General features: G+C 42.2%; 15 protein-coding genes. 11 read left to right on the top strand and 4 right to left on the bottom strand.

All coding sequences use genetic code 11. The features are described from left to right. Positions 1-83 precede the first annotated feature (83 nt). A complete protein-coding gene (gene purT, locus V7K44_RS10585) occupies positions 84-1,247 on the top strand; it encodes a formate-dependent phosphoribosylglycinamide formyltransferase (RefSeq protein WP_334931228.1) in 1,164 nt (387 codons plus the stop codon). A 144-nt stretch (positions 1,248-1,391) separates the two neighbouring features. Here the strand turns inward: purT and V7K44_RS10580 are convergent, their stop codons facing one another. Next, positions 1,392-2,753, bottom strand: coding sequence for a serine hydrolase (locus tag V7K44_RS10580; protein ID WP_334931226.1), 1,362 nt, complete (start codon positions 2,751-2,753; stop codon positions 1,392-1,394). Positions 2,754-3,240: 487 nt separating this feature from the next. Here V7K44_RS10580 and V7K44_RS10575 point away from each other — a divergent pair, with 487 nt between their 5' ends. Continuing rightward, the gene (locus V7K44_RS10575; RefSeq protein ID WP_334931224.1) at positions 3,241-3,699 is read left to right on the top strand and encodes a hypothetical protein; all 459 of its coding nucleotides are present in this window, start codon (positions 3,241-3,243) and stop codon (positions 3,697-3,699) included. A 488-nt stretch (positions 3,700-4,187) separates the two neighbouring features. Continuing rightward, on the top strand, positions 4,188-4,820 hold the full coding sequence (locus tag V7K44_RS10570) for a DUF1003 domain-containing protein (protein ID WP_334931222.1): 633 nt from the start codon (positions 4,188-4,190) through the stop codon (positions 4,818-4,820). A 305-nt stretch (positions 4,821-5,125) separates the two neighbouring features. Here the strand turns inward: V7K44_RS10570 and crtH are convergent, their stop codons facing one another. Then, positions 5,126-6,616 (bottom strand): carotenoid isomerase, encoded by a 1,491-nt coding sequence (crtH, locus tag V7K44_RS10565; RefSeq protein ID WP_334931220.1) that lies wholly within the window; start codon positions 6,614-6,616, stop codon positions 5,126-5,128. A 390-nt stretch (positions 6,617-7,006) separates the two neighbouring features. Here crtH and upp point away from each other — a divergent pair, with 390 nt between their 5' ends. From upp to V7K44_RS10550, 3 genes are all read left to right on the top strand, one after another. Next, the gene (gene upp, locus V7K44_RS10560; RefSeq protein ID WP_289795889.1) at positions 7,007-7,657 is read left to right on the top strand and encodes a uracil phosphoribosyltransferase; all 651 of its coding nucleotides are present in this window, start codon (positions 7,007-7,009) and stop codon (positions 7,655-7,657) included. Between the two features lie 75 nt (positions 7,658-7,732). Next, positions 7,733-8,086: a hypothetical protein gene (locus V7K44_RS10555; protein ID WP_334931470.1), complete on the top strand. Its 354-nt coding sequence runs from the start codon at positions 7,733-7,735 to the stop codon at positions 8,084-8,086. Between the two features lie 129 nt (positions 8,087-8,215). Then, the gene (locus V7K44_RS10550) at positions 8,216-8,494 is read left to right on the top strand and encodes a YggT family protein (protein ID WP_292725218.1); all 279 of its coding nucleotides are present in this window, start codon (positions 8,216-8,218) and stop codon (positions 8,492-8,494) included. Positions 8,495-8,651: 157 nt separating this feature from the next. Here the strand turns inward: V7K44_RS10550 and V7K44_RS10545 are convergent, their stop codons facing one another. Further along, entirely contained in the window at positions 8,652-9,083 is a 432-nt protein-coding gene (locus V7K44_RS10545; RefSeq protein WP_334931216.1) for a biotin carboxylase, read from the bottom strand. A 140-nt stretch (positions 9,084-9,223) separates the two neighbouring features. On the opposite strand from V7K44_RS10545, the gene V7K44_RS10540 reads away from it, so the two are divergent. Continuing rightward, positions 9,224-9,859, top strand: a complete 636-nt coding sequence (locus V7K44_RS10540; RefSeq protein ID WP_334931214.1) for a hypothetical protein — start codon at positions 9,224-9,226, stop codon at positions 9,857-9,859. Next, entirely contained in the window at positions 9,820-10,254 is a 435-nt protein-coding gene (locus V7K44_RS10535) for a hypothetical protein (protein WP_334931212.1), read from the top strand. The genes V7K44_RS10540 and V7K44_RS10535 overlap by 40 nt, the downstream gene beginning before the upstream one ends. A gap of 157 nt (positions 10,255-10,411) precedes the next feature. On the opposite strand, the gene V7K44_RS10530 is transcribed toward V7K44_RS10535, so the two are convergent. Continuing rightward, on the bottom strand, positions 10,412-10,822 hold the full coding sequence (locus tag V7K44_RS10530; RefSeq protein WP_334931468.1) for a universal stress protein: 411 nt from the start codon (positions 10,820-10,822) through the stop codon (positions 10,412-10,414). 89 nt (positions 10,823-10,911) lie between these two features. On the opposite strand from V7K44_RS10530, the gene V7K44_RS10525 reads away from it, so the two are divergent. From V7K44_RS10525 to V7K44_RS10515, 3 genes are all read left to right on the top strand, one after another. Then, positions 10,912-12,114, top strand: coding sequence for a phosphoglycerate kinase (locus V7K44_RS10525; protein WP_193948422.1), 1,203 nt, complete (start codon positions 10,912-10,914; stop codon positions 12,112-12,114). An 87-nt stretch (positions 12,115-12,201) separates the two neighbouring features. Further along, positions 12,202-12,819 (top strand): NUDIX hydrolase, encoded by a 618-nt coding sequence (locus V7K44_RS10520; RefSeq protein WP_334931210.1) that lies wholly within the window; start codon positions 12,202-12,204, stop codon positions 12,817-12,819. Between the two features lie 305 nt (positions 12,820-13,124). Next, positions 13,125-14,003 (top strand): TauD/TfdA dioxygenase family protein, encoded by an 879-nt coding sequence (locus V7K44_RS10515; protein ID WP_334931208.1) that lies wholly within the window; start codon positions 13,125-13,127, stop codon positions 14,001-14,003. Positions 14,004-14,012 lie beyond the last annotated feature (9 nt).

Here is a 14,012-nt window from a genome sequence, read left to right as displayed (position 1 = left end):
CCGAGGCTTTAATTCTTGAGAAGATGGTAATGGAAACACAAAAAATTATAAGATGATTAAATTGAAATTGACTGGATAAGTTAATGAGTATTAAGTTACCCCAAAAATTGATGTTGCTAGGTTCAGGAGAACTAGGCAAAGAATTTGCGATCGCGGCTCAACGTCTTGGTAATTATGTGATTGCCGTTGACCGCTACGCCAATGCTCCGGCAATGCAAGTTGCTGATGCTTATGAAGTTATTTCTATGCTCAGTGCCAATGATTTAGAAGCTGTAGTGACAAAACATCAGCCAGATATTATTATACCAGAAATTGAAGCAATCAGAACAGAAAAACTGGTTGAATTTGAACAGCGAGGAATTACAGTTATTCCGACTGCGGCTGCCACTAACTATACAATGAACCGCGATAGAATTCGGGAACTAGCACATCAAGAATTGGGCATCAGAACAGCTAAATATGGTTATGCAACAACTTTAGAAGAATTGATTGCAGTTTCGGATGAAATTAGCTTTCCTAATGTTGTTAAACCTGTGATGTCATCCTCTGGTAAAGGTCAGTCTGTAGTGCAGAATAAGAGTGAAGTTGAGAAGGCTTGGAATTATGCGATCGCTAATTCTAGAGGAGACAGTCAAAAGGTCATCGTCGAAGAATTTATTAATTTTGAAATCGAAATAACTTTACTAACAATTAAACAGTGGAATGCACAGACAATTTTCTGTTCTCCCATTGGTCATCGTCAAGAACGAGGCGATTATCAAGAATCGTGGCAACCCGCAGAAATTTCTGAAGATAAAATATCAAAATCTCAAGAAATAGCTATCAAAGTCACCGATGCTTTAGGAGGAGCCGGAATTTTTGGTGTTGAATTTTTCATTACCAAAGATGAAGTAATTTTTTCGGAACTTTCTCCCAGACCTCACGATACAGGAATGGTGACATTAATCTCACAAAATCTCAATGAATTTGAACTACATTTAAGAGCAATTTTAGGCTTACCAATTCCTCATATAGAACAGTTAGGAGCATCAGCTAGTGCAGTAATTTTAGCTTCAGAAAAATCTGATTCTATTAGTTTTAGTGGTGTAGCCGATGCTTTGTCAGAAAAAGATGTAGATATTAGATTATTTGGTAAACCTAATGCTCATCCATATCGACGAATGGGCGTAGCTTTAGCGAAGGGTGTTAATGTCCAAGAGGCTAGGGAAAAGGCTACTAGAGCCGCAAGTAAAATCACAATTATCTAATTACTGTAGGGGCGCACATCTGTGCGTTGGGCGAATGGAATTCGCGGCTATACAGGCAAAGTCCGCCTCCGCGGACTAACGTCAAATTAAGGTTTTTAACCCACGGAGGTGGGTTTTGTTTGTGTAGACGCGGTTTCTAACCGCCTATCTCGTAACATCGTGAGGCGAATTAACCGCAGCAACCGGGTTCTCTTGATTCAGGTAATTGTAAACAAGTTGGGAAACTTGACGGATAAAGTCTCTCCCTCTTGTGTCCTTATAAGGACGGGTGACGAAGATAGCCGCCAGGTAACGCTTACCATTGGGCATAGTTACAAATCCTGCATCGCCGATGAGAAACCCGATATCTCCAGTTTTGTTAGCGATAACTGCACCTTTCCCCAAACCTGCGGGAAGCAGTGTGTGAATTGTGGTGTGGCGCAGAATATCTAAGGCTTGCTCCCGACTTTGTGGCGAAACTAGCTTGTTGTTCACAACTAAAGCCAGCACCCGCGCCATATCTTGAGAACTTGTGGTGTTGGTTCCTCTCAAGTCAGCTAAAAGATGGCGAATTACTGTGTCTTTCAGTCCCCAACTACGGAAGCGCTGATTTAGTTTCGCCGCTCCACCTAAGCGATCGATAATCATGTTGGTGGCGGTATTATCACTAATGGTAATCATCTTAGTGATGGTTTCCAAAGCTGTGTACTTCTTACCAACTCGTTCATATTGCATACTTCCAGAACCATTGGTAACTAAGTCACGCCGCATCGTCAAGTTTTCCTGAAGGGTAACTTTACCAGCATCTAAATCTTGGAAAAAGGCGATGAGTATTGGTAATTTAATCGTACTAGCAGCTGGGAAAACGCGATCGCCTCCAATATCCAAATAATCCCCAGTATCCAAATCTAGGAAAAACATTCCTGTTTTCAGAAAACTATAACGACTCATCAAGGCTTTAATTTGAGGTTCCAGCACTTTCATCGGTGAATGCATCGGAACTACGCCCGCAAAGAGAGTGCTATTATCATTCACTCTTGGAGAAATACTCGGAGTTCTTTCTAAATATTGTGGCTGGGTTGCAGTCAATCGTATTGGTTTGGGTAATTGCACAGACCAATGATTGGGGGATTCCTCTTGCAGTTGCACCTGTGCTAAATCAAAGGTGTAGCCGGGTGCTAAAGTAACTACTATGCGGGTAGTCTCTGCATTAAACTGCTCGATACGAATGTCTTTAATTACTGGCCCCACTCTTTGACTAGTCTGTGGATATCCTAATGTAACTCCAGACAAATCAATTACCAGACGAGTAGGGTTGGTAAGTAGTTGTACTTTCGGTTGAACATTCTCATCTGTGGTGAAGTCCAGATGATTGCGATTGCTATCAAAATGCCAATTTGCGATGGCTACGCCCGCCGCAGGCATCGCAGCATTAGTCTTTACAGTGGAGCCAAACAGGATCAAGCTTAAGAAGCTGGGTAGAAGCCAGCTAAATTTTACAATGTTTTCTTTGTGTGTGAGGAGCATTAGCGATCGCTTTGTGTGTGAGGAAAATTCTTGAAAAACAAAAACCGTTCACCATTAAAGCACAATTATGAAAAGTTTTGTAACTATGCAAACACTGGTTGACTGGTCTCTCATCCACGCGCGAATCTGTTTGCCTATCGCGGCTAATGGCTGTTTCTCTGGCGCGAGTCGCAATGCCACAATTGTGTCACTGAAAGCTTTTATTGCGAAATCTACAGTAGATGTTCGACAGGAATACCACATAAAAAATAAGTGTTCTCCTGACATAACATTGACATCAGAATGACATATCTAAAAAGTATATAATCAACTATACTTTTAAAAAATAACCATAGTTTCTGTTTAGTAACTGCGCCGCTCGCAAATTTAATAAAACTTAATCGAGTATTAACCAAGCAATTGCTATTGCAGAATTTTTTGCTGCATAAGATATTTTAAATTACTTCTAGCCTAATTAGGTAACTCAAAAAATTAATGTGAGGTAAAAATGAAAGCTTTTAACATATATACAATTAGTTTAGCTTCGGTATTGTTAGCTACACCCTTATGTATTTTTCCTCTGAAAATACTTGCACAAAGTCCAAATCCAAAACAGCCAGCGGTTATTATTAATAGTGGCTCTACAAATACCTGCAAATATAGAATTCACCTATTGCCATTCGGAAAAGCAACTTATACTGTTTGCAACAGAAAAGGTGCAGGTGAAATAAAAGTGGAGACAGCTACGAAATTTTTCAATGATATTTCGGCAGCTAAACCATTGTCAAAATTACCATATAAATCATGTGCTAAATCTGTTTCATTCGGTACATCAACTCAAGTTAGGTATCAAGGGCAACTATCTCAAGATATTAGCTGTCCAAGTAATGATTTGAGAGTGACAAATCTGGATGAGGACACTAAAAGTATTCAACAGGAATTGAACTTTTCAACTTCTAAAAATTAGCTGTCTACGTTCACTTGCAATCTCAATTAAAATCTCGTCTAAGCTCGACTTTATCCATTTTTTTGCACCACTCAAGCTGATGCTGAAACCTTAGTGGGACAGTAGTTTTACTTATTCAATTTTACCTGTGCGCTTTGCAGTTTTCTCCCCTACTTACTAGCAGCTACAAACACAGCCTCTGGTGACTTAATCCTTTAATTGTTTGGAGTGTTTCCTTCAAATCAGTGAGCGCCCCCTGTACGCGATCGCAACAGCGCTGACTGGACGTTGGATTTAGGCTTTGAGGCGTTTAGTCTCAATACAATATTGAAACAAGAAACTTGATGCTATGATTCTGTTTCAATATCTCTGCTTGATTCAACAGCAATAGCAATCTGCCAGAATCTGTCTATAGATACTTTCATATATTTTTCTACCTAAAAGTATACATATATAGGTAAAACTTGAGTTATTGATTTAGAGAAATCAGTACTACAAGAAAACTGTCCATGTTTTCCCAAGATAAACCAAATCCAAAAGATTCACCGCAAGTACCATCTTCAGCACCTTGCCAAACCATTTTGCCCACAGCCCCATTGCCGGAAGCGATTAGTCAAAATATCGAGGCTATTATTGCCCTGCACAGACGTTATGAAAAAGACGTACCTCAACATCAACGGTTTGTAGAAACAGTAACAGCCTTTTTTGGTCGTCCGGTATTCCTGTATAGTATCCTGTTAGGAATTATTCTGTGGGTAACACCTAATGTTTTACCACGACGTTTCGGCATATCAAGATTCGATCCCCCGCCATTTTCTTGGCTACAATTTTCACTGACCGCAGGTTCCCTGTTAGTAACAACAGGGGTGTTGATAAAACAAGAGCGTCAGGAAAAATTAGCAGAGCAACGGGCGCAACTTAGCCTTCAGCTTAACCTGCTCTCTGAGCAGAAAATCGCAAAACTTATCGCTTTAGTTGAAGAATTACGCGAAGATATTCCCAATGTCAAAAATCGCTCCGATCCGCAGGCTCAAATAATGAAGGAAGCTGTTGATCCCCAAGCGATTCTAGATGCATTAGAAGAGACTTTAGCATCAGAGTTAGCTAATTTTCAGAACCAAAAAATACCAGATCAGGAGTAATAAAGCTTACTATTGTGTTAGAAAAAACACTAATTTTAGTAACTTTTTGATTGTATTTGCTACCCATCTCAATACGCTTTGGATAAGCTGGGGAGGTGGCTTAGAGGCACTTAAAGTGAAGAGATTAAATTTAAATACTCTTGCTTCCCCAGCACTTTCTTCTACTTTCGCTCAAAGAACTCGCTTTAACAAATAACTTTCTTAACCAAACCGTATTGAGAGTTACTCAGATTGCTAGGGTAGCTATCAGCTTCACTAGTAAAGCTATCTGCTTATTAGGTTTTTTGCGGACGCTGTTTCTGTAATTAAAATCCTAAATCTACGGCAATACGGTGGGCGCAAGCAAATCCAGAAAAAGCGACTGCATTCAAACCTTGACCCGGAAAGGTACTATCCCCTACACAATAAAGTCCTGAAATAGCTGTGCGATTAAAGGGCATATTCAATAACCCCCATAACTTACGTCGGGGAATTGGCCCGTATGTACCATCTTCACGACCCAAAAAGCGGCGATGGGTGCGCGGTGTCCCCACTTCTAAATAATCCAATCCGGCATCTAAACCTGGAAAAATCTTCTCTAGGCGGTCAATAATTCGCCAAGCTGCCTCTTCTTTCTTGGCTTCGTACTCACTCACAGAAAGTTCTTGCCAATCATCAATCCAGTGAGGCGTGAAGGCATGAATGATGTGATATCCATTTGGTGCTAAATCTGGGTCAAGCAATGTGGGAATCGAAACAAACACTGTGCCTTCTGCATCTGTCATCTTTTCCCAATCTTCCAGCAAAATATGGTGACACTCTGTCCCCGCAGGTAAAACTGATTCCTTTACCCCGATGTGCAAACTCAAGAAGCTTGGAGATTTTTGATAGTTTTGTTGCCACTTTTTCTCATTATTTGGTATTGCTTCTACTGGTAGTAATTGTGTAAATGTATCCCAGCGTGTAGCATTAGAAACTATGCGTTTACCCCGATATACTTTACCATTAGCCAGTTGTACACCTACCGCTTTTCCCTGTTCTGTGAGAATTTTGGTGACTCTAGCTTGGTACTGAATCTGACCTCCAGCCTTCTCTAAACCTTCCACTAGTTTTTGAGCAATTTGTCCGACTCCGCCTTTGGGATAGTTAACTCCGCCATAATGCCTGTCAGAAAAGACCATCCCAGCGTTAATCATTGGTGTCATGTCTGATGGAACCACCGACCAGCAATAACATTCCATATCGATAAATTTCAATAATTGCGGGTCTTTGATGTAACGCCGCGCCACATCGCCGGCATTTTGGGGCAGATACTTAGCTAAACCGAGACACGCCAAAGGATGCTGGAAAAATACGCGCAGTAAATACCGAGGTTCTTCCAGTGACAGCAAATCCATGCTGTTGAGACATTTGAATACTTTTTGGCATTCGTCATAAAAGCGATGAATCCCTTGTTCTTCATGGGGAAAATGAGCAATAAGATTTTGCAAAAATTTTTCATAAACTCGGTCAACCTTCAGGTCTAAACCTTCGGGTAGATGATAGTGAATCTGCACCGGATCTGCGATCGCTTCTTGGCTGACATTTACACTTGATAATGCACGGGTGAGTAAGTTAGTAGTACCGTTCTGTCCCAGTCCAAAAATCATTGATGCGCCAACATCGAATCGATAGCCTTGGCGTTCAAAATAACCAGCACTACCACCTGGAATCAAATAACGTTCCAGTACGAGTACTTTCGCTCCCTTTGCCGCTAACTGGGTCGCTGTTACTAATCCGCCAATCCCAGACCCAATCACGATCGCATCATTTGTCATTTGTCATTTGTCCTTTGTCCTTTGTCCTTTGTCATTTGTACTGAGCGTATCGCTAAAGCTAAAGCTCCGCTAACGCGTAGCGTCTCGTAGAGAAGTAAGTATTTGTCCTTTGTCTAGAGTCAATCAATATTTAATTTAACTAATGACCAATGACTAATCAAAAAAAAGAGGGACGAGCCTGCTACTGCTGGCTAATCCCGTCTGCCGATCCTTAAAAGAGAGGAGAACACTTTATAAGAATATAGCCTTGATTGAGAATTAATGTCAACTACTAATGAAAAATTTTATCAATAAAATTGAGATTGTTAATTTTAAGCTGTTAGCCGGATGCAGGAAAGAGTATTATGGTGTTTCAGTTCTTATACAATAAAAAGGCGCCTATTTCTGGCTATGACGCTACAATTGCGCGTTTATGTTCCACCTCATCCCCTGATCAAGCACTGGCTAGCAGTTGCCCGTGATGCAGGCACGCCTTCAGTATTGTTCCGCAGTGCCATGACTGAGTTGGGAAGATGGCTGACTTATGAAGCTGCACGAGACTGGTTGCCGACTCAAGAAACAGCAGTACAGAGTCCCTTAGATACGTGTCCAGCAACGGTGATCGATCCGCAAGTGCCTATGGCAGTAGTGCCGATTCTGCGGGCTGGGCTAGGATTGCTAGAGGGAGCGCAGACTTTACTGCCTTTAGCATCGATTTACCACCTTGGTTTGGCGCGAGATGAAGAGACACTGCAACCTCATTGTTATCTGAACAAGTTACCAGAAAAATTTGACCCCCAAACACGAGTGTTAGTTACCGATCCAATGTTGGCAACCGGAGGGTCAATGATGGCGGCAATGGCAGAATTGACACAACGGGGTGCTGACCCAGCTTTGACGCGGATTGTTTGTGTGGTAGCGGCTCCACCAGCTTTACAAAAATTGAGTGAAGCTTATCCAGGTTTAATAATTTACACCGCTACTATTGACGAAAAACTGGACAGCAAGGGATATATTGTACCGGGATTAGGAGATGCAGGCGATCGCATCTTTGGGACTTAAGCTAGTATGCAGCTAGGGCAGGAAAATAGCATAAGTACTGTAAAAGTTGCAAGGTTTGTTGAAGGCGGTAAAGATATGAGTCAGCGAGATGGTTTTGGCAGTGGTTTTGTAGCAGGGGCGTTTGTTGGTGGCGTATTTGGCGGTGTTATCGGGGCGCTGATTGCTTCTCGACGCGATCCTCAATTGCTAATAGAAGAGGAGACAGAACTGACAGATAGCCAAATCGAAGCGAAGAAAATAGCAGCAAAGCGGCGTCAGATGAAAGCCTCAGAAAGCGAAAGCATCGGCATAGAAACGGCCAGGCGATCGCTAGAAGATAAAATTGCCCAGCTAAATGCCACAATTGATGAAGTGCGAAAGCAACTGGGAAATGTTAATAGCAGTTCACCCCAACCAACCAATGAACGCTCCCTCACTAAAGACTCCTGAAGTTTGTTCAGGCGTGGTGAAAGTGTCAAGTGTGGTAAACGTGAAATCCGCAAACACTTTTGACTTTGGACTAAATTAAAATTAAAAGATAAGACCGCGTTTGACACCTAGTAGGAAACAAAGCTATCCATGAGTTTACTGATTACGACACTAGTTACCTTTGTCACCTTTTATAGCTATTTGCTAATTATCCGGGTTTTGTTAACCTGGTTCCCGACAATCAACTGGTATAACCAGCCATTTGCCGCTTTAGCCCAGATAACCGATCCTTATCTGAATCTATTCCGCTCAATTATTCCCCCATTGGGTGGTATGGATTTTTCGCCAATTTTAGCTTTCTTAGCACTCAACTTAGCTGGAGAGTTTCTGAGAACCCTAACTCGTCTGCCATTCGCACAGGGATTTTGATTACTACCCTAATAAAAACTTTTGTAGAGACGCCAAGTATAAAAGCGTCTCTACAATTTTTATTGCGTCTAAATTATATAGTTGTATATTCTAACACCCCACACTCAACCCCCAACAGCAAGCGAAGTGGGATTCTGTTTTACCAAACATCATATTATTACTTACGCACTTGACCGCTAAATCCGGCAGCCTTGAACTGTTTTAGCTTCAACGGAGTCGGCTGATTCGCAGGTACAGAAATTCTCAATTCAAAATCGCTAATACCTGGTGGCACCTCGGTAATAGAGCCTAAGCGAGTGCGGTTTTGCATTACCGAGTCATTATTGGCATCATAAATGCGTCCAAAAATATCTGCGTCGTAGACTGTTTTATTAGTGCCATTTTCTGCTTTGCCAATGACAAGAAAACAATTGGCAGCAGCGCTACCACTACTGATAACAGCCCCTTGTGCTAGTTCTGGTGGACAATCTTTATAGGAGACATCAAATAGTTTAATCTGTGTCAGGGCCACAGCTGGGGGAATAATCACCCACGAAAGAAAGGTAATGAGACATGAAATAAAAACGACCGTGAGTGAACGCAACCGCATAAAAGACCCCGTGAGTTAATTTAGCAAACAATATTTAACTTACAACCTCAGCTTACCTGAATTTAACTACAGGGTGATTGGAGACTTGAATTTAACATTTGTAATAATTAGGGGAATAACCCCTCGATTGCTATGAACTTATGACTCCAGATGAGATTGAAGTAGCTATGTTCGCAGCCTTTAATGATTGTGATGCAGCAAGCTGTCCTCTCACTGACACGCAGAAACAGATATTACTGCAAGTGGTTGAGCAAATTCAGGGAAATTCTACCTCTGGGATGTCAAATATTGCTAATCCTTTGGACGAACTTACCCCAGACGAGTTAGAAGCATTTTTACAATTTGTTAAGGATGAAGAACAACGCAACCGCACTTGGAAAGTGCAATTACTCAACGACTGGTTGCTGGAAAATGACTCTGGAACGGTACAATTTATTCGCCAACGCTATGGTTTGCAGTGGCTGAATCGGGTTGAGTCATATCATTTTGACAAGTATTCTTATTTTGAGGATGCACTGAAGTTAAGAGTAGGCGATCGCATTGAAGTTTCCAATGCACTATGGGAATGGGTGCAAGAAGATGGACCTTGTAAGCGGGAATGGTTTCCCTGTATAGCGATCAAGGTTGAGGAAATTAGCGATGTCTACGACGGGCGTAGATGCAGCAATGATTCCTCTACTAATTGCGTCGTCCGCTTCTTCAATGGCGCTGAGTATGAAATTCAAGGAATGTATGAATGGAATCGCTACAACTGGCGCTGGCCTCAAAAGGAGTAAGGAGTGCTGAGTTTTTAATACTTGGGAATGCTGCGAATCAAATCATTACCTCCGTCCTTGGTGTTGCTCGTGAAAAACTGGAAAACCGATGGCACGAGATTCCTACGGAACGCTGCCGCGAACGCGGTGGTTTGCAAGGATACATTATGTCCAATAAGTTGCAAAAAAGTTCGATCGCATCATGGGTAACAGGGGATCTAAAACTTTTAATACCGACAAGAGGACTTTTCAAATATGCTCTAAGCTCGACTTTATCCGGCAAAAACCCTGGCTTTTTGGCAAATACTTTTTCCACGCCACAAATTATTGGTGAAGCCGAAAAAGCAAAACTACTGTCCTACAAAGGTTTCAGCGTCAGTGTGAGCGTTGCCAAAAAATGGATAAAGTCGAGCTAAGGAGACAGGAGGCAATAATGCTTGGTTAAGGCTAAAAACTTGATGCCTTTATTTAGCACCAATAAATCTAGAACAACCTTCTTCAGCCCCCTTTTTATAGCAACCGCAGAACTTTTTATTAGCGATCGCACTACAACTAGTATTGAGCAACACACTGCTAAGGCACAATCAACACTGGGCAAGGGGAAAGGTTAATCACGCGAGTGGTAACACTATCATCCGCTCCCTCTTCAGTCAAACCTAGCCCCCGACAGCCCATGATAATTAAATCTGCCCCGATTTCATCAGCAACATCACAGATCGTAAAAGCTGGTTTGCCTCGCCTTTCTAAGGTTTCAGATTGAATTCCTTGCCCAGAAAATAAAGATTGGGCATTTTCCAGTAGTTTCGCAACTACCTCTGGCGACACCATCGGATCGTCGGCACTAGGCGCGTCTTTTGGTGGTTCTTCTACCACAGACAGCAGTATCAAGCGACTGCCGTACTTTTTGACTACGTTGGTAACAACATCAGCAGCTTCCCGCGTTTCCCGGCTTTGATCGATAGGAAATAATACCGTCTTAAATATATCTGTCACTTGGGTACCCCTGACTCCGGTAAAATCTTGATGGTTCTACTTTCAAAACAATAACAAAAAGGCAATCAGGAGAGTTTGGTGTGTCCAAAAAAAGTTTAGCAAGTTTATCTTCGGCTGATATCTCTGGGAAACGTGCCTTAGTGCGGGTTGACTTTAATGTGCCTGTGGACGATCAAGGCAACATTACCGACGATACTCGCATTCGCGCCGCTCTACCAACCATCCAAGATTTGACGCAGAAGGGAGCTAAGGTCATTCTCGCCAGCCATTTTGGCCGTCCCAAGGGTGTGGATGACAAATTACGCCTAACTCCCGTTGCCAAGCGTCTGTCTGAGTTACTGGGACAAGAAGTCATTAAAACTGATGATTCCATTGGTGATGAAGTTGCAGCTAAAGTTGGCGCGTTGCAAAATGGCCAAGTGCTGTTACTTGAAAATGTCCGTTTTTACAAAGAAGAAGAGAAAAACGATCCAGAATTTGCGAAAAAATTGGCAGCTAATGCTGATTTTTATGTAAATGATGCTTTTGGTACTGCACACCGCGCCCACGCTTCTACTGAAGGCGTGACTAAATTCCTTAGCCCTTCTGTGGCTGGATATTTGGTTGAGAAGGAATTGCAATATCTGCAAAACGCCATTGAAAATCCCCAACGTCCTTTAGCGGCAATTATTGGCGGTTCCAAAGTTTCTAGCAAAATTGGCGTAATTGAAACACTGCTGGAGAAGTGCGACAAGCTAATCATTGGTGGTGGGATGATTTTCACCTTCTACAAAGCCCGTGGTTTGAATGTTGGTAAGTCATTGGTAGAAGAAGACAAGCTGGAACTAGCGAAATCTTTGGAAGCTAAAGCTAAAGAACGGGGCGTTGCTTTATTGCTTCCCACAGATGTGGTATTGGCAGATAATTTTGCTCCTGATGCCAATTCTCAAACCGTTAGCATTGAGAATATCCCCGATGGTTGGATGGGTTTGGATATTGGGCCCGACTCGGTGAAATTTTTCCAAGAAGCTCTTGCAGATACCAAAACGGTAATTTGGAACGGGCCGATGGGTGTGTTTGAGTTTGATAAGTTTGCAGCAGGTACGGAAGCGATCGCTCATACTCTCGCTGAAATCGGCAAAACTGGCACAACTACCATCATTGGCGGTGGTGACTCAGTAGCGGCTGTGGAAAAGGTTGGTTTAGCCGACCAAATGAGCCACATCTCCACCGGCGGCGGCGCTAGCTTGGAGTTACTTGAAGGCAAGGTGTTGCCTGGAATTGCAGCTTTAGATGATGCTTAATACAAACGTTACAGCAATTTTCAGGTAATTAAACCATCGTTAGGGGCGCACAGATGTGCGCCTCTACTGTAGATAGGAGAAAAAACTGTGGAAACCAAATGGCTGGAATGGGCACAAAATTTACAAGCGATCGCTCAAAATGGTCTAGCCTATGTTGAAGGCCCTTTTGATATAGAACGTTACAAACAATTACGAGCGATCGCCACAGAAATCATGGCGAGTTACTCAAATGTAGAACACACCTATGTCCTCGATTTATTTAGCCGTGAAGTCGGATATGCAACTCCCAAAGTTGATGTCCGGGCAGCTATTTTCCGTGACGATACTATATTGTTAGTCAAGGAACGGGTAGACGGCTGCTGGACTTTACCTGGTGGATGGGCTGATATTGGCGAGTCTGCCAGTGAGTCAGTTGTGAAAGAAGTATATGAAGAATCTGGATATCAAGCACGCGCTATCAAACTTCTAGCAGTCTATGACAGAAACAAACAGGGACATCCACCATTACCGTTTTATGTCTACAAGCTGTTTTTTCACTGTGAACTTATTGGTGGTTCTCCATCATCAAGTATTGAAACTGAAGAAGTAGGTTTTTTCCCTGAAGGTGCGTTACCAGAACTTTCTCTCGGACGTGTGACACCAGCACAAATAAATCGACTTTTTCAACATTATCGCCAACCAAATTTACCGACAGACTTTGATTAGCACTGTTTTATGACTTTCACGAGATAAAAGTTAGAAACCTTTGTTGTAATAAGTTTTTATAAATCTATGCGTAGGTTGGATTGAGGAACGAAACCCAACACCAATAATCTTTGATTTTGTTGGGTTTCACTGTTGTTCAAGAAAGTCGCTACAAATATTTTATTTTTTCAGAGTAAAAAAGAGCGTTAGTAGCCCCTTCAATATTTAATATATTTGACCAACTTTTTTAGGTAAGATGCTACTAAACAAATGTTCTATTTACACTAATTAACTATATAGTTTGCTCCCAAAATAAATGCATAGCAATGACTCAAATTACTCAACAACAACCAATCCAGCATCACCCAAGACTCGGAATTGAAGTCCTGCGCGGTTGCAATCTTAACTGCCTCACAGAAATAGAGTCGCGTGAATTAAAGGAATCACTTTGGAAACATGGCGTTGTAGTCGTCAGACAGCAACAGCTTACCGCACAACAATTAAAAGAATTTGCCAAGCAGACTTTTGGTGATTTTATGTTTGGCGGTCCTCCTAAAACATTAGATCCTGATATTAGTCCAGACTTACAAAGCCAAAATGTCTATATATTGGGCAATCCTAAAGGGCCGGTTGCCGATGCAGCCGGGAAGTATGCGTGGCAATGGCATCATGATAAAGATGGTCTCCCCCGTGCAGAGGGACTGGATATGAACGCACTATATATTGTGATGCTTTATGGGATACAAGTGCCGGAAGGTATAGATGGGCAACCTCACACTACCGAGTTCCTCGATATGGTAGAAGCGTACACTAATCTAGATCCTCAACAGCAGCAGCAGTTAGAGCAGATGTCGATGTATCACTCGCCACCAATGATGTCTAAAAAACCCAATGTAGATACTGATATACCGAAGAAACTGCATCCCATTGTATCCACTCACAAAGTCACTGGTAAAAAGGGATTATATTTAGGTTCGGACACTGCGATCGCAGTTGGTATGGAAGATCGACCAGAAGAAGCAAAACGTTTCTGGGAGGATTTGTTTGCGACTGTTCTAGACTGCACGCCAGTTTACTCCCATGTTTGGCAGCCAGGAGATATTCTTTTTTGGGACAACTCACAGGTGATGCACAGAGGTAGACCTTACGATCCAACGAAGCACCAGCGAATTGCGTTGCGTTTAGGTGTAGTAGAGACAGGTTGAAAGCCACTA

The organism is Nostoc sp., from assembly GCF_036917235.1.
Lineage (GTDB): Bacteria > Cyanobacteriota > Cyanobacteriia > Cyanobacteriales > Nostocaceae > Nostoc.
The sequence above is the reverse complement of the archived record's forward strand: the minus strand, read 5'-3'. Positions and strand labels throughout refer to the sequence as shown.